General features: G+C 53.2%; 19 protein-coding genes. 11 read left to right on the top strand and 8 right to left on the bottom strand.

Features of this window, described 5'->3' with window-relative positions; translation table 11 throughout:
- Positions 1 to 136: 136 nt before the first annotated feature.
- Positions 137 to 2416: an NADP-dependent oxaloacetate-decarboxylating malate dehydrogenase gene (gene maeB / locus MUG06_RS00790; RefSeq protein WP_215845945.1), complete on the bottom strand. Its 2280-nt coding sequence runs from the start codon at positions 2414 to 2416 to the stop codon at positions 137 to 139.
- Between the two features lie 350 nt (positions 2417 to 2766).
- Here maeB and tal point away from each other — a divergent pair, with 350 nt between their 5' ends.
- From tal to ampH, 3 genes are all read left to right on the top strand, one after another.
- Positions 2767 to 3717, top strand: coding sequence for a transaldolase (gene tal / locus MUG06_RS00785; protein ID WP_215845944.1), 951 nt, complete (start codon positions 2767 to 2769; stop codon positions 3715 to 3717).
- Positions 3718 to 3780: 63 nt separating this feature from the next.
- Positions 3781 to 5781, top strand: a complete 2001-nt coding sequence (gene tkt / locus MUG06_RS00780; protein WP_243077445.1) for a transketolase — start codon at positions 3781 to 3783, stop codon at positions 5779 to 5781.
- 150 nt (positions 5782 to 5931) lie between these two features.
- On the top strand, positions 5932 to 7095 hold the full coding sequence (gene ampH / locus MUG06_RS00775) for a D-alanyl-D-alanine-carboxypeptidase/endopeptidase AmpH (protein WP_243077444.1): 1164 nt from the start codon (positions 5932 to 5934) through the stop codon (positions 7093 to 7095).
- On the opposite strand, the gene MUG06_RS00770 is transcribed toward ampH, so the two are convergent.
- Positions 7092 to 8165 carry a DUF1176 domain-containing protein gene (locus MUG06_RS00770; protein ID WP_243077443.1) on the bottom strand — a complete coding sequence of 358 codons (1074 nt, stop codon included), beginning with the start codon at positions 8163 to 8165 and terminating at the stop codon, positions 7092 to 7094. The genes ampH and MUG06_RS00770 overlap by 4 nt on opposite strands.
- A 491-nt stretch (positions 8166 to 8656) precedes the next feature.
- On the opposite strand from MUG06_RS00770, the gene MUG06_RS00765 reads away from it, so the two are divergent.
- The 8 genes from MUG06_RS00765 to MUG06_RS00730 are packed head-to-tail and all read left to right on the top strand — an operon-like array spanning position 8657 to position 16598.
- Complete coding sequence (locus MUG06_RS00765) at positions 8657 to 9487, top strand: DeoR/GlpR family DNA-binding transcription regulator (protein WP_243077442.1); 831 nt, start codon at positions 8657 to 8659, stop codon at positions 9485 to 9487.
- Between the two features lie 11 nt (positions 9488 to 9498).
- Complete coding sequence (locus MUG06_RS00760; RefSeq protein ID WP_243077441.1) at positions 9499 to 10479, top strand: substrate-binding domain-containing protein; 981 nt, start codon at positions 9499 to 9501, stop codon at positions 10477 to 10479.
- Positions 10480 to 10481: 2 nt separating this feature from the next.
- Positions 10482 to 11990, top strand: a complete 1509-nt coding sequence (locus MUG06_RS00755; RefSeq protein ID WP_243077440.1) for a sugar ABC transporter ATP-binding protein — start codon at positions 10482 to 10484, stop codon at positions 11988 to 11990.
- A complete protein-coding gene (locus MUG06_RS00750; RefSeq protein WP_243077439.1) occupies positions 11983 to 12972 on the top strand; it encodes an ABC transporter permease in 990 nt (329 codons plus the stop codon). The genes MUG06_RS00755 and MUG06_RS00750 overlap by 8 nt, the downstream gene beginning before the upstream one ends.
- Before the next feature lie 14 nt (positions 12973 to 12986).
- Positions 12987 to 14051, top strand: coding sequence for an ABC transporter permease (locus tag MUG06_RS00745; protein WP_243077438.1), 1065 nt, complete (start codon positions 12987 to 12989; stop codon positions 14049 to 14051).
- The gene (gene alsE, locus MUG06_RS00740) at positions 14051 to 14743 is read left to right on the top strand and encodes a D-allulose 6-phosphate 3-epimerase (RefSeq protein ID WP_243077437.1); all 693 of its coding nucleotides are present in this window, start codon (positions 14051 to 14053) and stop codon (positions 14741 to 14743) included. The genes MUG06_RS00745 and alsE overlap by 1 nt, the downstream gene beginning before the upstream one ends.
- Complete coding sequence (gene alsK / locus MUG06_RS00735; RefSeq protein ID WP_243077436.1) at positions 14740 to 15636, top strand: allose kinase; 897 nt, start codon at positions 14740 to 14742, stop codon at positions 15634 to 15636. The genes alsE and alsK overlap by 4 nt, the downstream gene beginning before the upstream one ends.
- The gene (locus MUG06_RS00730) at positions 15633 to 16598 is read left to right on the top strand and encodes a ribokinase (RefSeq protein WP_243077435.1); all 966 of its coding nucleotides are present in this window, start codon (positions 15633 to 15635) and stop codon (positions 16596 to 16598) included. Before alsK ends, MUG06_RS00730 begins: the two co-directional genes overlap by 4 nt.
- Here MUG06_RS00730 and nudK read toward each other — a convergent pair.
- The 6 genes from nudK to napF all read right to left on the bottom strand — a co-directional run bounded on the left by nudK (position 16588) and on the right by napF (position 21548).
- Positions 16588 to 17166 (bottom strand): GDP-mannose pyrophosphatase NudK, encoded by a 579-nt coding sequence (gene nudK, locus MUG06_RS00725; protein ID WP_215845934.1) that lies wholly within the window; start codon positions 17164 to 17166, stop codon positions 16588 to 16590. The two genes, MUG06_RS00730 and nudK, sit on opposite strands and share 11 nt — an antisense overlap.
- A gap of 122 nt (positions 17167 to 17288) precedes the next feature.
- Entirely contained in the window at positions 17289 to 17873 is a 585-nt protein-coding gene (napC, locus tag MUG06_RS00720; RefSeq protein ID WP_215845933.1) for a cytochrome c-type protein NapC, read from the bottom strand.
- A 7-nt stretch (positions 17874 to 17880) separates the two neighbouring features.
- Positions 17881 to 18312, bottom strand: coding sequence for a nitrate reductase cytochrome c-type subunit (gene napB / locus MUG06_RS00715; RefSeq protein WP_243077434.1), 432 nt, complete (start codon positions 18310 to 18312; stop codon positions 17881 to 17883).
- A gap of 11 nt (positions 18313 to 18323) precedes the next feature.
- On the bottom strand, positions 18324 to 20810 hold the full coding sequence (napA, locus tag MUG06_RS00710) for a nitrate reductase catalytic subunit NapA (RefSeq protein WP_243077433.1): 2487 nt from the start codon (positions 20808 to 20810) through the stop codon (positions 18324 to 18326).
- Positions 20807 to 21085, bottom strand: a complete 279-nt coding sequence (locus tag MUG06_RS00705; protein WP_215845928.1) for a chaperone NapD — start codon at positions 21083 to 21085, stop codon at positions 20807 to 20809. The genes napA and MUG06_RS00705 overlap by 4 nt, the downstream gene beginning before the upstream one ends.
- Complete coding sequence (gene napF, locus MUG06_RS00700; protein ID WP_243077432.1) at positions 21078 to 21548, bottom strand: ferredoxin-type protein NapF; 471 nt, start codon at positions 21546 to 21548, stop codon at positions 21078 to 21080. The genes MUG06_RS00705 and napF overlap by 8 nt, the downstream gene beginning before the upstream one ends.
- Between the last annotated feature and the right edge of the window lie 90 nt (positions 21549 to 21638).

Below are 21638 nucleotides of genomic sequence, written 5' to 3'. Positions count from 1 at the left end.
CTTGCGCTCAGCCTGCCAAAATAATGGGCGCTGTATCAAGGCGGCAAAAGCAATCATTCCGATGCGCTTACTGATGTCAGTGATTCGGATGATTGCTTGCAGCCAATGCAGAGACAGCGCCAAGTATGAAGGCAGGTTATAAAGGTTGGGTCTGTGCTTCTACCACCGCCAACGCCACCATATTGACAATCCGCCGCACCGAGGCGATGCGCGTCAATATATGCACCGGCTTGGTAATGCCCATCAACACCGGCCCGACCGTGACGCCTTCCGAACAGGATACGCGCAGTAGGTTGTAACTAATACGCGCCGCTTCGACGTTCGGCATGATCAACAGGTTCGCCGTCCCTTTCAGCGGGCTATCCGGCATTACGTCGCGGCGGATGCTTTCAATTAACGCCGCATCGCCGTGCATTTCACCGTCAATTTCTAGCTCTGGCGCGCGCTGTTTAATCAGCGCCAGCGCGTCACGCATTTTACGTGCGCCTGGCGCATTGGAGGTCCCATAGCTGGAATGCGACAGCAGTGCAATCCGCGGTTCAATACCAAATCGCCGCACGGTTTCAGCGGCCATCAAGGTGATATCTGCGAGCTGGTCTGGCGTTGGATCTTCATTGACGTAGGTATCAGCGATAAACGTATTGCCGCTGGGCAGCAGCAATGCGTTCATGGCACTCGCCACCTTCACGTCATCACGAAAACCAAATACATTTTCAATCACCTCATAATGCTTACGATAATCGCCGATAGTGCCGCAGATTAACGCGTCGGCTTCACCACGATGCACCATGATGGCCCCAATCAGTGTGGGATTGCCGATTACCGCGCGCTGCGCCTCTTCCGGTGAAACCCCACGCCGCTTCATGATCTGGTAATACTCATTCCAGTATTCTTTGAAGCGCGGATCGGATTCATTGTTCACCACCTCAAAATCTTTACCCGCCTCAATTTTCAGGCCCTGCTTTTGTAGGCGCATCGCAATGACGTTAGGACGCCCAATGAGAATCGGCTTTGCCATGCCAAGCGACACCAGCTCTTGCGTTGCATGCAGCACACGAATCTCCTCTCCTTCGGCTAACACCACGCGTTTTGGCGCTTTGCGTGCCTGGGAAAAAATCGGCTTCATGAACAGGTTGGTTTTATAAACAAACTCAGTGAGCTGTTCGCGATAGGCATCAAAGTCTTGAATGGGCCGTGTCGCAACCCCAGACTCCATCGCCGCTTTAGCCACGGCGGGCGCGATTTTCACGATTAAGCGCGGATCAAACGGTTTGGGGATCAAATATTCCGGGCCAAAGCTCAAATCCTGATCGTCATACGCCGACGCGACGACATCGCTCTGCTCAGCCTGCGCCAGCGCCGCAATGGCATGCACCGCCGCCAGCTTCATCTCTTCGTTGATGGCCGTGGCTCCGACATCAAGCGCCCCACGAAAGATAAAGGGAAAGCACAGCACATTGTTGACCTGATTAGGGAAGTCAGAGCGACCGGTACAGATAATCGCGTCAGGCCGCACCGCTTTTGCCAGCGGTGGCATGATTTCGGGTTCCGGGTTTGCCAGCGCCAATATCAGCGGATCTTTGGCCATTTTTTCCACCATCTCTGGCGTCAGTGCTTTTGGTCCTGAACAGCCAAGGAAGATGTCTGCATGAGTAATCACCTCTTCCAGCTTACGCTTGCCGTTGTCCTTGATGGCGTACTCCGCTTTGGTCTGCGCCATGTTCTCTTCACGACCTTGATAAATCACCCCTTTTGAATCGCAGACCACAATGTTGTGCTTCTGCAATCCCAGCGCCACCAGCAAATTCAGGCAGGCGATAGCAGAAGCGCCCGCACCGGAGACCACCAGTCGTACATCAGAAATGGCTTTATTGACGATGGTTAAGCCATTGATCACCGCGGCGGTACAGATAATTGCAGTGCCGTGTTGATCGTCGTGGAACACCGGAATCTTCATCCGTTTACGCAGCTGCTGTTCAATATAAAAACATTCGGGCGCTTTGATATCTTCAAGGTTAATGCCGCCAAATGTCGGCTCCAGTGCGGCAATCACTTCAATCAGCTTGTCAGGATCCAGCTCATCAATTTCGAGGTCGAACACGTCGATGCCCGCGAATTTCTTGAACAAGACGCCTTTACCTTCCATCACTGGTTTACCCGCCAGCGCGCCGATGTTACCCAAACCCAGCACTGCGGTGCCATTTGAGATCACCGCCACCAGATTGCCACGTGCGGTGTATTTGTGCGCCGCCAGCGGATCTTTAGCGATTTCCAAACAGGGTGCTGCCACGCCTGGCGAGTAGGCCAGCGCCAGATCGCGCTGCGTCGCTAACGGTTTAGTGGGTGAAACCTGAATCTTGCCGGGGGTAGGAAATTGATGAAAATCGAGCGCGCTTTGCTTCAGTTGATCATCCATTTGGCATCCTTAGTCGCCAGGGAAAGTCGCACCAGTATAGGAATCATTACGCAGCAAGACGGTGAAGGCGCTCAAAGAAGCTCATTGTTAAACGGCACAGATTGTCACAGCTCCCCCAGCGTCATTTGCTTCGGCTGCTATGCTTATAGGTGGAATAAGGCGCACCCCACGGTTTAACACCGCATGACGGCAATTTCGCTCCATTCCCCTGGCAACAATCAGAGAAACCGCATTTTCATACGAAAGTGTCTGTTGCAAGGTTATGAGCCTGTGTTACCGGAAACAGAACGGCTGCGAGGCCAAAGGTGTCCCCTTTTCGCTTTAATGATTTCTTTTCAAGGAGTTTAGAGATGAACCAGCTAGAAGCCCTAAAACAGTTCACCACCGTCGTGGCGGACAGTGGCGATATCGAGTCGATTCGCAACTACCATCCTGAAGACGCTACGACCAATCCTTCCCTCATCCTTAAAGCTTCCGGTCTCGACGCCTATAAACATTTGATTGATGACGCTATCGACTACGCCAAAAAGCAAGGCGGCAGCAAAGAGACGCAGATCATCAATGCCAGCGACAAAGTGGCCATTAACCTCGGTATGGAAATCCTGAAAAGCATACCAGGCCGTGTTTCGACCGAAGTGGATGCGCGCCTCTCCTTCGATCGTGGCATGTGTGTCACCAAAGCAGAAAAACTGGTTCGCCTGTACGAAGAGTATGGCATTGATCGCTCTCGTATCTTGATCAAGCTGGCGTCAACCTGGGAAGGTATTCGTGCCGCAGAAGAGCTGGAGAAAAACGGCATCAAATGTAACCTGACGCTGCTGTTCTCTTTTGCTCAAGCGCGTGCCTGTGCCGAAGCTGGCGTGTTCCTGATTTCACCGTTCGTGGGACGTATTTATGACTGGTACAACAGCCGTAAACCGCTGGACCCGTATGTAGCCGATGAAGATCCCGGCGTGAAATCTGTGCGTCGTATCTACGACTACTACAAAAAGCATCGCTATAGCACCATCATCATGGGCGCGAGCTTCCGTAAAGTAGAACAGATCATCGCACTGGCAGGTTGTGACCGCCTGACCCTTTCACCCAACCTGTTGGAAGAGCTGCAAAACAGCGATGCGCCGTTAGAACGTAAACTTGAACCTTCTACTGAAGGCTTCCACCAGCCGGCGTCGCTCTCTGAAGCGGAATTCCGTTGGGAACATAATCAGGATCCTATGGCAGTAGAAAAACTGTCTGAAGGCATCCGCCAGTTTGCTGTCGATCAGCAGAAACTTGAAGATGTGTTGGCTGCTCGTCTGTAGTTTTCATCACATTATTCGTGGGCGAGACCTTTCTCGCCCGCAGGTATAACAAGGGAGAACCCTATGTCATCACGCAGAGAGTTGGCGAACGCGATACGTGCATTAAGTATGGATGCGGTACAGAAAGCAAACTCAGGCCATCCCGGCGCACCCATGGGCATGGCGGACATCGCGGAAGTGTTATGGCGCGATTTCCTGAAACATAATCCAACCAATCCCGCTTTTCTTGATCGTGACCGTTTTATTCTTTCCAACGGTCACGGCTCAATGCTGCTTTATAGCCTGCTGCACCTGAGCGGCTACGATTTACCGATTGAAGAGCTGAAAAACTTCCGCCAGCTGCATTCAAAAACGCCGGGCCACCCAGAAATTGGTTATACACCGGGCGTAGAAACCACCACGGGCCCGCTGGGTCAAGGTCTGGCCAATGCCGTGGGCCTGGCGATTGCCGAGCGCACCTTAGCCGCCCAGTTTAACCGTCCCAATCATGAGATCGTTGACCACTTCACTTATGTGTTCATGGGCGACGGCTGTTTGATGGAAGGTATCTCACACGAAGTGTGTTCACTGGCCGGCACCTTGGGTCTGGGCAAATTGATTGGCTTCTACGATCACAACGGCATCTCCATTGACGGTGAAACAGAAGGCTGGTTTACCGACGATACCCATAAGCGCTTCGAAGCCTATAACTGGCATGTGATCGGCGATATTGATGGGCACGATTCCGAAGCCATCAGCAAGGCGATTAAAGAAGCGCAGAGCGTTACCGATAAGCCGTCGCTGATTATTTGCCGCACCGTTATCGGTTTCGGTTCACCGAACAAGGCAGGTAAAGAAGAGGCGCATGGCGCGGCGCTGGGCGAAGAAGAAGTCGCGCTGACACGTAAAAAGCTCGGCTGGAACTATCCGCCGTTCGAAATCCCACAAGATATTTATCAGCAATGGGATGCGAAAACAGCCGGTGCAGAGCACGAAAAAGCGTGGGATGCCAAGCTGGACGCCTACAAGCAAGCCCACCCGGAGTTGGCGCAGGAATTTCTCCGCCGCATGAATGGCGAAATGCCATCGACCTGGGAAGCGGATACCGCGAAATTTATTGCTGACCTGCAGGCAAATCCGCAAAAAATCGCCAGCCGTAAAGCGTCACAAAACTCGCTGGAAGTTTACGGCAAGCTGCTGCCAGAATTCCTTGGCGGTTCTGCAGACCTCGCGCCAAGTAACCTCACCATTTGGTCAGGTTCCAAATCGATTAAAGAGGATCACGCCGGTAACTACATTCACTACGGCGTGCGTGAATTTGGTATGACCGCGATTGCCAATGGTATCGCCCATCACGGCGGTTTTGTGCCGTACACCGCCACCTTCCTGATGTTTGTGGAGTACGCACGTAACGCGGCCCGTATGGCAGCGTTGATGAAAGCGCGTCATATCATGGTTTATACCCATGACTCCATTGGCTTGGGTGAAGATGGCCCAACGCACCAGCCGGTTGAGCAGCTCGCCAGCCTGCGTTTGACGCCTAATATGAGCGTCTGGCGTCCTTGCGACCAGGTTGAAACGGCTGTGGCGTGGAAAGCCGCCGTTGAGCGTCATCATGGTCCAACCGCGTTAATTCTGTCGCGTCAAAACCTGGCGCAACCGGAGCGTACGCAAGCGCAGATCGACAACATTGCGCGCGGCGGTTACGTACTGAAAGATTGTGACGGTACGCCGGAAGTGATCCTGATCGCAACAGGTTCCGAGATGGAAATCACGCTGGGCGCTGCGGAGAAGCTGACAACGGGCGGCCACAAAGTTCGCGTGGTGTCGCTGCCGTCAACCGATCTGTTTGATGCCCAGGACAGCGCCTATCGTGAATCTGTGCTGCCATCAACGGTGAGAGCGCGTGTTGCCGTGGAAGCCGGAATTGCCGATTACTGGTTCAAATACGTGGGTATTGATGGTGCCATCGTCGGCATGACCACGTTTGGTGAGTCTGCGCCTGCCAGCAAGCTGTTCACGGAGTTTGGCTTCACGATTGAAAATATCGTTAGCCATGCCGAAGCATTACTCAAGCCGGTTTAATGCTTTCGCCCTTCCCGCTTAGCCGGGAAGGGCCATTTCAGTTCATAGCCTGAAACATAAAAAAATCTTTTCTCCCCTCTTCCTGTCTCGCCCAAACTGATTACTATAGATTTCCATCCGATTCTTATAGCGAACTCTCGTCTGTTGAAAATGCGCACATCTTATTTACTGGCCTTAATGGTTTCTCTGCTTCCATTAAAAAGCATGGCGCAGGTCGCGCCCGATCCATTACTGGCTTCGCAGATCGTTGATCGCTATGCCGAACACATCTTTTACGGCAGCGGCGCAACCGGCATGGCGCTGGTTGCCATTGACGGTAATCAGCGCGTATTCACTAGCTTTGGTGATACCCGTCCGGGTAACAACGTTCGCCCACAAAAAGATTCCCTGATCCGTATCGCCTCGCTAAGCAAACTGATGACCAGCGAAGTGATGGTAAAAATGGCGGAGCGCGGTCAAATTCGCCTTGATGATCCACTGAGTAAATATGCACCGCCCGGCACGCGCGTACCCAGCTACAACGGTCAACCTATTCGTTTGATCAACTTATCGACTCACACCAGCGGACTGCCGCGTGAGCAGCCAGGCGGGAAACCTCATCGTCCCGTATTCGTCTGGCCTACGCGCAGCGAACGCTGGAACTGGTTGCCACAGGCAAACCTGAAAGCGGCACCGGGTACCGATGCAGCCTACTCCAATCTCGGTTACGATTTGCTAGGCGATGCGTTGTCACGCGCCGCAGGCATGCCCTATCCCGCGCTGTTTCAGCAATTGATTACTCGCCCGCTGGGCATGAAGGACACAACGTTTACGCCTTCACCAGAGCAGTGCGGACGTTTGATGGTAGCCGAGAAAGGTGCCAGCCCCTGTAATAATACGCTGGCGGCAATTGGCAGCGGCGGCGTTTACTCCACGCCCGATGATATGGGGCGCTGGATGCAGCAGTTCCTGAATTCAGCCGTCAGCCGACGTACGCCGCAGGTTGATCGTATGCAGACGCTGATTTATCAGCGCAGTCAGCTGCAGAAAGTGCAAGGTATGGATGTGCCGGGCAAAGCCGACGCGTTGGGCATGGGTTGGGTTTATATGGGGCCAAAAGAGGGTCGTCCGGGTATTATTCAAAAAACCGGCGGCGGTGGTGGCTTCATTACCTACATGGCGATGGTGCCGCAGCATAACATCGGCGTGTTTGTCGTGGTTACGCGTTCTCCGCTGACCCGCTTTACACCCATGAGTGATGGCGTAAATAACATGCTGGCTGAACTGGTCGGCAACCAAATCGGTTCACCCATGATGGTTCAAGCCATTCCTTAACGCTGCTGAGGAGTGGAACGCGACTGGCTCACCCACAACGTGGGCCAGTCATCGCTGCTGTGCCACGCGTCGCACGTTGATTCCTCAGCATATTCCGCCAGCACGAAACTGTTGCCATCGAACTGCCAGCGCGATGCTGAACCGCAATCGCCCAAACCGCGACCTTTTCCGAAGGTATAAAGCTGTCCAGTTGCCGCATCGTATTCAGCATTGATCAATTCAAGTTGACGTTCATTAATAGTTGGCGGTGTAAACGGCAGCGTCAGGCTAATTCCCCGCGCCACATAAGGCTGCTCGCGCGTCACTTCGAAAGCTAAATCAATCACGTTATATGCCCCCATTTCACAGCTCACCAACAGCAATGCCTTGGTATCAGTGAGCGGCGACACGCTGACTTCACGCCGCATCGGATCAAGCGAACAGGAATCGGTGTTAACGCGCCAGGTGCCGTAATCGATTAAACCGCTGGTTTCTTCTCGCGTCAGCGCCGCAGGTTGCGGTAGCGCCTCTGGCAGCGCAGGCACTTTAGGCTGCGGCGGCACATCCCAGATTGCGCGATCGCCGCGCTTTATCCAGGCGCTCATGCCGTTAACACGCCCTTGCACATCATCCATCAGCAGCAGCGCCGCCTTCATGCCGCGCAGGGAGATAAGGGCTTTGGGATCAAACGTGAGTTGCAGGCTTTTGGCTTCCATGACCAGATCAAGAAATTCGTCGATCGCGATGGCGTTGCTGGTAGCGAGATGATGGGGTTCGACCGTCCAATGTTTCAGGTCGGGTTTCAGGCGGCGTTGATCAATCAGCAGGTTGTCTTTCAGATCACCGCCAGGCAGCTCACCACTGTAGGCGCTGCCGTAGTCGATACGCAGCAACGGGCGATCGTTCACCCCGGCATGGCGCGAAATCGTCATGACTAATCCATTGTCGCCCGGAATATTGCGTGCCACGCAAAATGCCGCATTGTTGCAGGTCATCTGCCAGTCAGAAAATGACTTTTGCAGTGGATCGGCCCGCACGCTGGCAACAAAAAGAAAAGACAACACTAACAGCGATTTAATCCAATGCAACATTAAGAAAACCGGTCCCCAAATCTTTAAAGTGGAGATGATAACGCAACGGCGAACCCAAAGAAGACCGGAATCTGTGACCGCGCCCAGAAAGCGTTATTAACTGGCTAAAAAGCGTTCATCATCGTGATAAGCCGTAAAGAGTGAAGCTTAGGAAAACATCATCGTTTTTGCAGCGCTTTCGCTCAATCAGATTCATCGGACAATTTGCTCTGTTCTCGAATCGGTCAAATACACAGAAACGGTCAAATACGGTCATGCTATAGTCATTGCCCCTTTCTCGCTTATAACGTGAGTCGATCATGGACATCGCCGTTAATACCGCCTTTTTCGTGATATCAATCACATTTTATTTGTACGCCCCCTCCAAATTTTCATAAAAACTTAATAAACATCACTTTGCTCTCGCACAGCAAATATTGCCCTGTGGAGTCGTGTCCAGGACACATTTTTGCCGTGCGCCATCCAGTACTTTATTGTCATCGGAGGCCAGCATGTTGCCGATTGAACGCCAGCAGCGAATTATTGATGAATTAACAATTAATGGTCGGGTTATCGTCACCGAATTAGTTTCACTGTGTCATGTTTCGCAGGAAACCATTCGTCGAGATTTAAACCAATTAGAAAAACGCGGCCTGTTACAACGTAGCCATGGCGGTGCAGTACTGCCTAAAAGGCAAGCAGCCAATATTCAGGGAAATATCCGAGCCATAAATGAATATGAATTATCTTTTCGCCAAAGAATAAATGAACACGTCGATGCCAAAATGGCGATTGCCAAACGTGCGCTCGATTTTATCAGCGTGGGAGATTGTTTATTACTCGATAGCAGTACCACCTGTTTTTATTTGGCACGGCAATTACCCGATATTGAATTAACGGTATTAACCAATTCATTACGTATTGTGCAGACGCTGGCAGCACGCGGCAGTATTCGCACCATTTGCTTAGGCGGGGAATATTCTGACCGCTATGAAGATTTCCACGGCATTGTTGCCGAGCAGCCGTTAAAAGAGTTTCAAATAAACAAGATCTTTTTTTCCTGTAGCAGTTTAGGTAACGACGGTTATTTACGTGAAGGCAATGAACATAACGCGCATTTAAAACAGCAAATGATTCTGGCAGCAGAAAGAAAACATCTGTTGATGGACAGCAGTAAATTTTTACGACCCTCATTCGCGCGTATTTGTCATTATCGCGATGTGGATTTTCTCATTACTGACCAATTAAAAGATAAAGAGCTGGAACAAGAACTGGCGTGGAACGGCGTGAATATTATTGATTGTTCACAACGCTCGCAGTCAATGCAGCTAATAAAAAATTAAACGGAGTCTTTATGAAAAAACATCTTATCGCCTGTTCTCTCATCGCCTTGTTTGCTGTTCAGGCTCAAGCTGCGGACAAATTACGCATGGGCATCGTCGTGAAAATTGGTGGTATTCCCTGGTTTAACGCCATGGAAGCGGGCATTAAAAGCCAGGCGGAAAAAAGTGGCATTGATGCCTGGATGGTTGGCCCAACGGCGGCTGACCCAGCGTTGCAGGTACGTGCAATTGAAGATTTGATTGCGCAGAAAGTCGACATTATTGGTGTGGTACCCAACGATCCGAAAGTGCTGGAGCCGGTGCTGCAACGTGCCCGTGACGCCGGAATAAAAGTGATCACGCACGAATCACCGGGTCAGAAGTATGCCAACTGGGATTTCGAGCTGGTTGACGCACCCACGCATGGCATTAACCACATGAAAGCGCTGGCGCAGTGTATGCACGAAGAGGGCAAATACGCCATGTACGTCGGCAGCCTGACCGTGCCATTGCATCAGGAATGGACTGACGCTGCGCTGAATTACCAAAAAGAACACTATCCAAAAATGCAGATGGTGACCGACAAGTTTGGTGTGGGCGAATCGCTGGATGACTCAATTCGCACTACCAACGAGCTGATGTCTAAATATCCCGATCTGAAAGGCATCATGGCCTTCGGCTCCCAAGGCCCAATTGGTGCCGGTCGGGCCGTGATGAACCGCAATAAAATCAACCAGGTTTGCGTTATTGGTGCGTTTAGTCCGGGTCAAGGCGCGCAGTTGGTGAATCGCGGTGCGATCAAAGGTGGCTATATCTGGAACCCGGAAACGGCTGGCGAAGTGTTTGTACGGATCGCCGAAATGATGCAGAAAAACCAGCCGATTAAACAGGGTATGACTATCGAAGGCTTAGGCAACGTCAACGTGGATGAAGCTAATCACACCATCATCGGTAACAACACCGAAAGCCTGGACAAAGCCAACCTGCCGAAACTGATCAAACTGGGGCTGTAACCATGGAACGTGTCGAACCACAGACGCTCATCGTCCTCGACAATCTGTCAAAGACGTTTGGCGGTAACCGCGCACTGAGCGATATTTCGCTAACACTACTGGAAGGCGAAGTGCACTGCCTTGCCGGAACCAACGGCTGTGGCAAGAGTACGTTAATCAAAGTCATTTCCGGGGTGCATGCCCCGGACAGTGGCAGCCAGATCCGCCTTGGCAACAGCAGCCAGGGTTTTTCCAGGCTGACATCGCGTCAGGCGCGTGACTTTGGTATCCAGGTGATTTATCAGGATCTGTCACTGTTTCCGAACCTAAGCGTCGCCGAAAACATCGGTTTCGAACACAATCTGCGTGGTCTGTTTGGCTGGCATCGCGCAGGAAAACTGCGTGCCAGCGCACAGCGTATTGTTGAAGAGCTAAATTTCGACCTGAATTTAGATCTAAAAGTGGCGGAGCTTTCCATCGCTCAGCGTCAGCAGGTGGCGATTTGCCGCGCGCTGGTCGCAGATGCCCGATTGGTGATTATGGATGAACCCACCGCGTCGCTGACGCGCACCGAAGTCAACCAGCTGCTGCGCACCGTGCGCTATTTGAAAGAGAAGAACATTTGCGTGGTGTTTGTCAGCCATCGACTCGATGAAGTGCTGGAAATATCCGACCGCGTGACGGTTATCCGAGATGGTCGCAAAATGGGCTGTTGGTCAGCGCGTGATATGACTCCGCACCATCTGACCGAACTCATGACCGGCCTAAAGCTGGATTACTCGTTGAAATCCCCTTCTCACAATCCTGACCGCGTGATGCTCGAAGTCGAGCGACTAAGCCGCGCCGGGCAATATCACGATGTGAGTTTTCGTCTGTACGAAGGCGAAGTGTTGGGGTTATGCGGCCTGCTTGGCTCCGGGCGCACTGAACTGGCGCTGTCACTGTTTGGTATGACCAAACCGGACAGCGGTAAAATCTGGCTCGACAGCAAACCGGTACGTTTTCGTGGGCATGAAGATGCCATCAAAGCCGGAATCGGTTACGTATCCGAAGATCGGCTGACACTGGGTTTAGTGCAGCAGCAATCGGTGGCCGACAACATGGTGCTGCCGATCCTCGACAAGCTGCAAAACCGTTTTCACATTATTGACGAATACCGCAAGAACAAGCTGATCTTACAGTGGATTCAGCAGCTCGGCGTACGCGTGACCGATCCCAACCTGGCCATTTCCACCCTTTCTGGCGGTAATCAGCAGAAAATCGTGTTGGCAAAATGGGTGCTGACGCAACCCCGTATTCTGATCCTCGACTCGCCAACCGTTGGCGTAGATGTCGGTGCAAAAGCCAGCATCTATCAATTAATCCACGAACTGGCGCGTGAAGGATTGTCGATCATCCTGATTTCCGACGAAGTACCGGAAGTTTGGTACAACTGCGACCGTATTCTGCACTTTCGCGACGGCACCATTCATGCCGAATATCAACCCGATACCGTTGAACAACAACAGCTGGCGGAGGTGATCAATGCCTGACTTCTCTCGTTTACGCCCACATTCCAGTCAGGGTTGGCTCACTTGGGTGCTGCTGGCATTTATTGTTTTTTTCTCAGTGGCCAGCGACCAGTTTCTCAGCGTGCAAAATTTGTTAGACCTGGCGGAAAGCTATGCCGTAACCGGCATTTTCGCCCTCGGATTGTTTGTTGTCTTGGTCACTGGCGGCATCGATATCTCCTTTGCTGCGGTGGCTTCGGTGGTGCAGTACCTGATCGCCTCCCTGTTTGTGCACTACCAGTTTGATAACGCCCTTTTGAGCATTGTGCTGGCGGTCGTCTGCGGCACGCTGTTCGGTGTGCTCAACGCCTGGCTGATTACCACGCTGCGAGTGGTGTCGATCATCATCACCATCAGTATGCAATCGCTGCTGTTTGGCCTGCTGATGTGGATGACGGGCGGACGCAGTCTGTATGCGCTGCCGGATTGGTGGATCACGTTGCGTAACGTGCTGCCGTTTGAATGGCAGGGTCAAACTTTCCAGGTCGGTTTGCCGCTGATCACCATGCTGGTTATTGCCGCACTCACCGCCGTGATGCTGAACAAAACCCATTTAGGCCGTCAGCTCTATGCGGTGGGTGGTGATGCCGAATCGGCGCGGCGCGTGGGTATTCGGGTTGGCCTGATTCACCTGTTCGCTTACGGCTGGCTGGGTGCAATGGCGGCGATTGGCGGATTGGTACAGGTCTATCGCATGGGTGAAGTGGTACCGAATGCGTTGGTTGGCGGGGAGCTGGATGTACTGGCAGCAACGGTGCTGGGCGGCGCGAGCCTGATGGGCGGCAAAGGCACGGTTAGCGGCACACTGATGGGCGTGTTCCTGATCGCCATCCTAAAAAATGGCCTCAACCTTATTGGCGTCTCTAACTACTTCATGAACATTGTGGTCGGCAGCGTAATCATGGTGGCGATTGCTGTCACTCACTACAAAAAACGCAAAGAAACTGACGTTAGTTTTGTCTGACGGAAGGAGGCGCTATGAAAAGATTTTCTGCATCGTTATCGGCATTGAAACCGGACGGCACCAATATTGGACTGATGTTACTGATCGCGTTTGCACTGGCGCTGTTCAGTATCTTGCTGCCGGGCCGTTTTCTGACTGACTCGACCTTCCTCAGCATGGCGTTTCAGCTGCCGGAGCTGGGCTTGCTGACGCTGGCCATGTTCATCGCCATTTTAAGTGGTGGCCTGAATCTGGCGATTATTACCACCGCCAACCTGACCAGCTTATTTATTGCGTGGGTGCTGTTGAGCATGCTGCCAGAGGGTGCCAGCACAGGTCAGCAACTGTTATGGCTGGCGCTGGCGGTGATTGGCGCGATGATCATCGCCCTTGTGATTGGCGTGATAACTGGCGTGATGGTAACGCGTATTGGCGCTCATCCGATTCTGGTTACGCTCGCCACCATGATGACCATCAACGGCATTGGTATTTGGCTGACCAAAGGTGCAGCGGTAAGCGGTATGCCCGCCGTGGTGCGCGCCTTGGGTTCCAACACCTTGCTGGGCGTGCCGTTGCCGCTGTGGGTATTCCTGATTGCCGCCGCGCTGCTGGCTCTGTTCCTTGGTAAAACCCGTGCAGGTAAATGCATTTACATGGGTGGCAGCAATATCAACGCCACCTGGTTTAGTGGCGTGAATACGCATCGCATGGTGGTGCTGGTGTACGTCATTTCTAGCCTGCTGTGCGTGCTGGCGGGGCTGATCATGATGGCACGCTTCAATTCGGCGCGAATGGGTTACGGCGACGCCTACTTATTGCTGACCGTGCTGGCCATCATCCTCGGCGGCACCGATCCCAACGGCGGATTCGGACGCGTCACCGGCGTGGTGCTGGCACTGGTTGCACTGCAAATCCTCTCTACCGGCTTCAACTTAATGAACATCAGCCAGCACGTCAGCCTCGCCATGTGGGGAGCGGTGTTAATCGTGGTGCTGGCCTTTAAACAGGGTAAAGCCCGACTCAATGAAAGCCGTGCCGTTAAGCGCAGCAAACTGCTGAGCACGGCGTTAAATCCTCTGACTCACAAAAAGGAAGTATGATGCGTATTCAAATCTCTCCGTCATTGATGTGCATGAATTTAATGGAGATCAAGCAGCAATTGTCTGTGTTGAACTCGCGAGCAGACTTCCTGCACGTTGACATTATGGATGGTCACTACGTAAAAAATATTACGCTGTCGCCGTTTTTCATTGAGCAGATTCGCCCCCATACGCCAGTAGCCATTGATGTGCATTTAATGGTGGAGCATCCCAACGATTTTATCGAAGCCGTGGCCAAAGCCGGGGCAGATTATATTTGCCCACACGCTGAGACCATCAACCGCGACGCGTTTCGAGTGATTAATCACATCCGTAGCCTGGGAAAAAAAGTGGGTATCGTACTGAACCCGGCCACACCGGTTTCGTTTATTCATCACTACATTCATCTGCTCGACAAGATCACCGTGATGACCGTCGATCCGGGCTACGCCGGGCAGCCTTTCATTCCAGAAATGGTGCAAAAAATTCAGGAGCTAAAAGCGCTGAAGCTGGCGCATGGCCATCGCTATTTAATTGAAATTGATGGCTCCTGTAATCAACGCACCTATAGCACTTTGCTGGACGCAGGTGCAGAAGTGCTCATTGTCGGCACATCCGGCCTGTTTACTATTCATGACGATCTCGCTACCGCCTGGACCATGATGCGTGACAGTATCGATACGGCGCAGGGCTTGCAGCAGGAGTCGGCATGAAATCACGCTGGCTTGGCATTGACATTGGCGGCACCAGTACACGCTTGCAGCTGATGGAAGAAGGTCGGGCATGGTCCGGCTTTCGTAAAGTGTCCACCGCCAGCTGGGCGCAACAACCGGATGCGCTCGCCGCGCTGGGCAATGTCATCAGTGAAACCTTAGAACAGCAGCCGGTTAGCGGTGTGATGCTCGGTTTACCCGGCATTCTCAGTCGCGACCGGCAGCAGGTTATTTCACTGCCCTTTATTCAGGCGCTGGATAACCAGCCGGTTGCCGCCATGCTCAGTCACAGGCTAAAGGTTCCAGTGGCAATGGATAAAGACGTTAACCACCTGATGCTATGGGATTTAATGCAGCTCGATCCCGTGCCAAACTGCGCGGTAGGTTTGTATCCCGGTACGGGTATGGGTAACAGCTTGTGGCTGGAAGGTCGGTTTTATCACGGTCATCATGGTGGCGCAGGAGAATTGGGGCATGTGCCGTTGTCCGGTAATTCCCTGCCCTGCCCTTGCGGCAACATGGGATGCGCGGAAACCTTAACCTCCGGGCATTGGCTGAGCCGCTGGGCCGCTAAATATGCGGCTGAAACCGACATGTCGCAACTGTTCACCCTACAGGGCGCTCACCCGGATTTGCAGGCGTTTGTGCAACGCTTAGCGGAACTCATTGCTACTGAGATGAATATTCTCGATCCAGAATATCTGATTCTTGGCGGTGGCGTGCTGTCGATGACAGATTTCCCGCTGGCTAGCTTGCGCAGCCGTATTCAGCAACATCTGCGTCCACCGGTAACACGCGAGGGTCTGAAGATTATTTTCAGCCATGCTACCGATCATACCGGTTGTCGTGGCGCCTGCCTCGCAGCCGAACGGCGCTTCAGGAGTGAAGAATGAAAGGCAAAGTCTGTGTTTTTGGATCGTTCAACCTTGATGTTGTCGCCGGTATGACGCGCTTTCCGCTGCCGGGTGAATCACTGATTGCGCAACACAGCATGATGGGGCCCGGCGGTAAAGGCGCAAATCAGGCTACCGCCGCGTTGCGGGCAGGCGCTCGGGTGCATTACATCGGTAAAGTCGGCAATGATGATTTTGGCACGTTTGCCCGACGCCATCTGGAAAAGACCGGCTTTGATGCGATTACACTGTTTACGTGTAAAGAAAAACCCACCGGCAATGCGTTGATTTATGTCGCCGGTAACGATGCGGAAAATATGATTTCGGTTTATCCGGGCGCGAATTTAACCGTGTCCGCCGCCGAAGTGACGCGCTGCCAGCCAACGGTAGCCGCGGCAGATATTCTCTTGGTGCAGCTGGAGAATAATCTTAGTGCAATAACCCGCATGATTGATAATGCCCGTGCAGCGAACACGTTTGTCATTCTGAATCCAGCACCGTTTCAGAAGATCAGCGACAGGCTGCTCGCCAAGGTTGATTTACTGACGCCCAACAGCACGGAAGCGACGCTGTTAACAGGCGTGACGATAACCGATATCTCCTGTGCACAACGCGCCGCAGAAATATTGCATCGCAAAGGTGCGCGTCAGGTGATCATTACTTTGGGTACCGCAGGCGCGCTGCTTTCTACGGAAACACAGCAGTTACGTATACCCCTGTTTCCCGCCACGCCGCAGGACACTACCGGTGCAGGTGATGCATTTAACGGTGCGCTTGCTGCACGTTTGGCGGCGGGCGAATCGCTGGAACAGGCGGCTTTATTTGCGGCGGCGTTTGCTTCGGTGTGCGTAGAGCGCGCAGGCGCGGCACATTCTATGCCGTCCTACGCGGAAGCCTTGTCGCGTCTGCACGCGCATCCGGAATGCCAACCTAATCTGCTGGCCGAAGATGTTAAGGCTTAAGCCAGCCCGCAATCTGGGCGTGCTGCAATAGCATGATGGTTTTGCCGTCGCGGATGCGCCCATCTTTCACCATCGCGAGTGCATCAGGGAATGTCATTTCCAACACATCAATATCTTCATCTTCTACGCCGCCGCCCGCGTTGTCGCGCAGCGAATCATTATATTCAGCGGCAAAGAAATGAATCAGTTCCGTTACGCCGCCCGGCGACATATAGCAGGCATAGAGTTTTTCTACCTGGCCCACCGCGTAACCGGTTTCTTCTATCGCCTCTTTACGAATGCAATCTTCCGGCGAATCGTCATCGAGTAATCCTGCGCAGGCTTCAATCAGCATGCCGCTTTCATTACCGTTGATGTAGGTCGCGATGCGAAACTGGCGCGTCAGCACCACACTGTTTTTATCACGGTTGTAGAGCAGAATTGTGGCGCCATTGCCTCGGTCGTAAACTTCGCGTTTGTGGCGCAGCACTTCACCTTTTTTATCGGTGAGTTCATAGGTGAAGTTGCGCAGAACAAACCAGTTCTCAGACAGCAACTTATCTTTGATGATATTGATCTTTAACGACATGAGGTCTCCGCTACGTCTTTAAGGGGAGCCTGACATCATAGGACGGTACAGTTCAGAAAACTATCTGAAACTGGTGCTGAAAGAGAATTTAGCGCACCGCGAGCGGCGGTGCGCTAATGAGGTTAAAAGCCGTTTGGCTGATCTTTCATATCTGGCAAGTGGTGCGCGATGCCTTTGTGACAGTCGATACAGGTTTGCCCGGTTTCTACCGCTTTAGCATGCATTTTCGACGCAACGGTTTTCTGCTGGGTGAAATCCATGTAATCGAAGTTGTGGCAGTTTCGACACTCCTGCGAGTTGTTGTTCTTCATTCTGCGCCATTCGTTCTGCGCCAACTTGATACGGTGATCCTCAAACTTCTGTGGGGTATCAATCAGGCCAAAAATCTTGGCATAAACCTCTTTGCTCGCCTGAATTTTACGGATCATTTTCGGGCCCCATTCATGCGGCACGTGGCAATCCGGGCAGGTTGCGCGTACACCGCTGCGGTTGTTGTAATGTACCGTTTGCATATATTCCTGATAAACGTTGTTGCGCATCTCATGACAGCCGATACAGAACTGCTCGCGGTTGGTCAATTCCATGCCGGTATTGAAGCCGCCCCAGAAGAGGATGCCTGCGCCAAAGCCAATCAGCAGTAAAGTGCCAAGCGCAAGACGACTTGGACGTCGCCACCAGCGCCACAGGCGTAAAAGTCGCTGTTTCATCCTCGCCTCACCGGCCAAAACCGGCGGCAGGCCGGAAGCTGTTTTCGACAATCGGCTTGGCATCGGTTTGCGGTACATGGCACTGCAAACAGAAGTAGCGACGCGGCGATACACTGCTGCTTACGCTGCCGTCGCGATCGGTGAAGTGCGTTGGGCTGACACGCGGCGCACCGGTGGTGAGATAACTTTGTGTACCGTGACATTGCAGGCAACGGTTCACATTCTTCGTTACCTGATAACCTTCCACGCTGTGCGGGATCACCGGCGGTTGGTTAACATAGTTTAGTGGCATTCTGCCCTGCTGCTTCGGCTGAAAAATCGCGCCACGGTGCCCAGCGTTAACTTCCGGCGAGGAGGAGAGATCGGCGCTTTCGTTAGCCCAGACTGCGCCGCCCAGTATCAGGGCGGCAAGAGTGATAAAGGTAATGATCGTTTTCATTGCGTCCTGCCTTAAATTTTAACCAGCTTAACGGCGCATTTTTTATAATCGTTCTGTTTTGAGAGCGGATCGGTCGCGTCCAGCGTAATGTTGTTCGCCATCACACCCGCATCAAAAAACGGCATGAAAACCAGCCCCTGCGGCGGTTGGTTACGACCCCGCGTTTCCACATGAGCGAAAGTTTCCCCGCGACGTGAAACCACACGCACCTGCTCGCCACGGCGTAAACCGCGCGATTTCGCATCCAGCGGATGAATGTAAAGCAGCGCTTCCGGCACAGCGCGATGCAACTCCGGCACGCGGCGCGTCATGGTGCCGGTATGCCAGTGCTCCAGCACGCGACCGGTACAGAACCATAAGTTGTATTCCTCATCCGGCATTTCCGCTGGTGGCTCGTACGGCAGCGCAAAAATCACCGCTTTGCCGTCTGGCTGGCCATAAAAACGCACGCTTTCACCGGTTTTCACGTAGCTGTCGTAACCTTCGCGGTAGCGCCAGCGGGTCTCTTTTCCCTCCACCACGGGCCAGCGCAAGCCACGTGCTTCGTGATAAGCATCGAACGGCGCAAGGTCGTGACCATGACCGCGACCAAAGCTGGCGTACTCTTCAAACAAGCCTTTTTGCAGATAGAAGCCAAACGCACGCGCTTCATCATTCAGGCGATCGTCTGCCACTTCACTCAGCGGAAACCGGTCAACCTGACCATTTGCGTAAAGCACGTCATAAAGTGTTTTGCCACGCAGACTGGGATCCTGCGCCAGCAGTTCTTCCGGCCACACCTCTTCTAACCTGAAGCGTTTAGAGAAATTCACGATCTGCCAGAGATCAGATTTTGCTTCGCCCGGCGCTTTGACCTGCTGATGCCAAAACTGCGTGCGGCGCTCGGCGTTGCCATACGCGCCCTCTTTTTCTACCCACATTGCGGTAGGCAAAATGAGGTCCGCAGATAAGGCGCTGACGGTGGGATAAGGATCGGAGACAACTACGAAGTTTTGCGGATCGCGCCAACCTGGCATGCGATCTTCGGTGAGGTTTGGCCCGGCCTGCATGTTGTTGTTACACATTGACCAATAGGCGTTGAGCTTGCCATCTTTCAGTGCGCGATCTTGCGCCACTGCATGTAAACCGATTTTGGCGGGAATGGTGCCGCTCGGCAGCTTCCACAGCTTTTCAGCCAGCGCCCGGTGCTTATCATTGTTCACCACCATATCAGCGGGCAGCCGATGGGAAAACGTACCCACTTCACGCGCTGTACCGCAGGCGGAGGGCTGGCCGGTCAGCGAGAACGGGCCGGTGCCGGGACGCGAGATTTTACCGGTCAGCAAATGCAGGTTGTAGCAGAGGTTATTTGCCCAGACACCGCGCGTGTGCTGGTTGAAACCCATGGTCCAGTATGAAACCACTTTCACGTTTGGATCGGCATAAAGTTCAGCCAATGCCAGCAGTTGATCCTGCTCCACGCCGCTCATCTGGCTGGCTTTCTCAACGGTATATTCGGAGACGTGTCGGGCAAATTGATCAAAGTTGATCGGCGTTGAATCACCGCTGTCCGGGTTTTTTGCCGTGCTTTGACGTGGATCGCCAGGACGCAAACCGTAGCCGATATCCGTTGCGCCTTTACGTAAGGTGACGTGACGTGCCAGGAAATCTTTGTCGACCCGATTGGTTTGAATGATGTAGTTGGCGATGAAATTCATGATCACCAGATCGGTCTGCGGCGTAAAGACCATCGCATTGTCGGCTAATTCAAAGCTGCGGTGACGGTAAGTTGAAAGCACCGCCACTTTGACGTTTTCATTGCTGAGGCGGCGCGCTGTCAGGCGTGACCAGAGAATCGGATGCATCTCGGCCATGTTTGAGCCCCACAGCACAAAGGCGTCGGCCTGTTCGATATCATCGTAGCAGCCCATTGGCTCATCCATGCCGAAGGTGCGCATAAAACCCACCACCGCCGATGCCATGCAGTGACGCGCGTTAGGATCAAGGTTATTGGTACGAAAACCGGCTTTCATCAATTTAGAGGCGGCATAACCTTCCCATACCGTCCACTGACCTGAGCCGAACATGCCTACCGATTCTGGCCCCTTGGCTTTCAGCGCTGCTTTGAATTTTTCCTCCATGATGTCGAATGCTTGATCCCAGGAAACCGGGGAAAACTCGCCGTTCTTGTCATAACGTCCGTCGATCATGCGCAGTAAAGGCTGTGTCAGACGATCTTTTCCATACATGATCTTGGGCAGGAAATAGCCTTTGATACAGTTCAGACCGCGGTTCACTTCTGCTTGTGGATCGCCTTGCGAGGCCACCACACGACCATTCTGCGTTCCTACCAGCACGCCGCAGCCGGTGCCACAAAAGCGGCACGGCGCTTTTTCCCAACGAATCGGTTCACCCATGCCAGGCGTGGCTTGCGTCACCGTCGGGATGGTTAAACCGGCGGCCATCGCGGCCGCGGCCGCCGCGTTAGCTTTCATAAAATCACGACGACTTAAGCTCATGATGCTTCCTTACTCTGTTCCAGCTCTTCGTCCTGCTGGTGATAGACCAGCGAAACGGCTAACACGCCGGGAATCTCTCGCGTTGACTCAATATTTCTCAGCAGGCTGGCGGCATCGGGTGCGCCCAACGTCACGGCCAGCGAGCCTTTCTCTTCTGATGCCGCCGCGATTGCCGCGTCATCCATTGCCAGTAACGCTGACTGCACTGCGGCGATATCCGCCGCGCGCGCCTGAATTACCAGGCCGCAAACATGCCAGCTATTTTCATTACGCATGCGCTAATCCTGTTGCAGAGACCGGGCAAAGCGCGATGCAGGCGCCGCATCCGGTACAGTTTTCGGGGTGAACTTCCGGTTGCGCTACGCCCAACCTGTTGAAGTGGAATGTGATGGCTTGCTGCTCACAACTCTCCTGACAGCTGCGACAGTTCACGCCCTGAAAAGCGATACAGCGCTCATCAATTTTTATTTTGAGTGGCCAAGGCTGAGCATCACGTAAGGTGAATAACGGCTGTGGGCAAGCATCCGCGCAGGCACCGCAAAAGGTGCATTCACCTTGTGAAAAATCTATCTGCGGCTCGCTGCCAGAAAGCAGAACAATAATTTGCGTGTCGCACGCGTCAACACAGCGTGCGCAGCCATCACAGCCGGGTTGATGACGCCACCAAGGCAAAGTGAAACCGTTCGGCCTACTCGTGCGTCGTTGCCCGGTTAAAAATCCTCTGCGTGACAGCGCCATTGCGCCCTCGTCGAATGAACAGTGTGTTGGCGCGTAAAATAGCCCGAGGGTTTACAGGGGTATATCACTCGAAGGGAGTAATTCCTGAAG

The organism is Pantoea sp. MQR6, from assembly GCF_022761075.1.
In the GTDB taxonomy this organism is placed as follows: domain Bacteria; phylum Pseudomonadota; class Gammaproteobacteria; order Enterobacterales; family Enterobacteriaceae; genus Pantoea; species Pantoea phytostimulans.
Note: the sequence above shows the minus strand (reverse complement) of the source record. Positions and strands in the feature narration are given on the sequence as shown.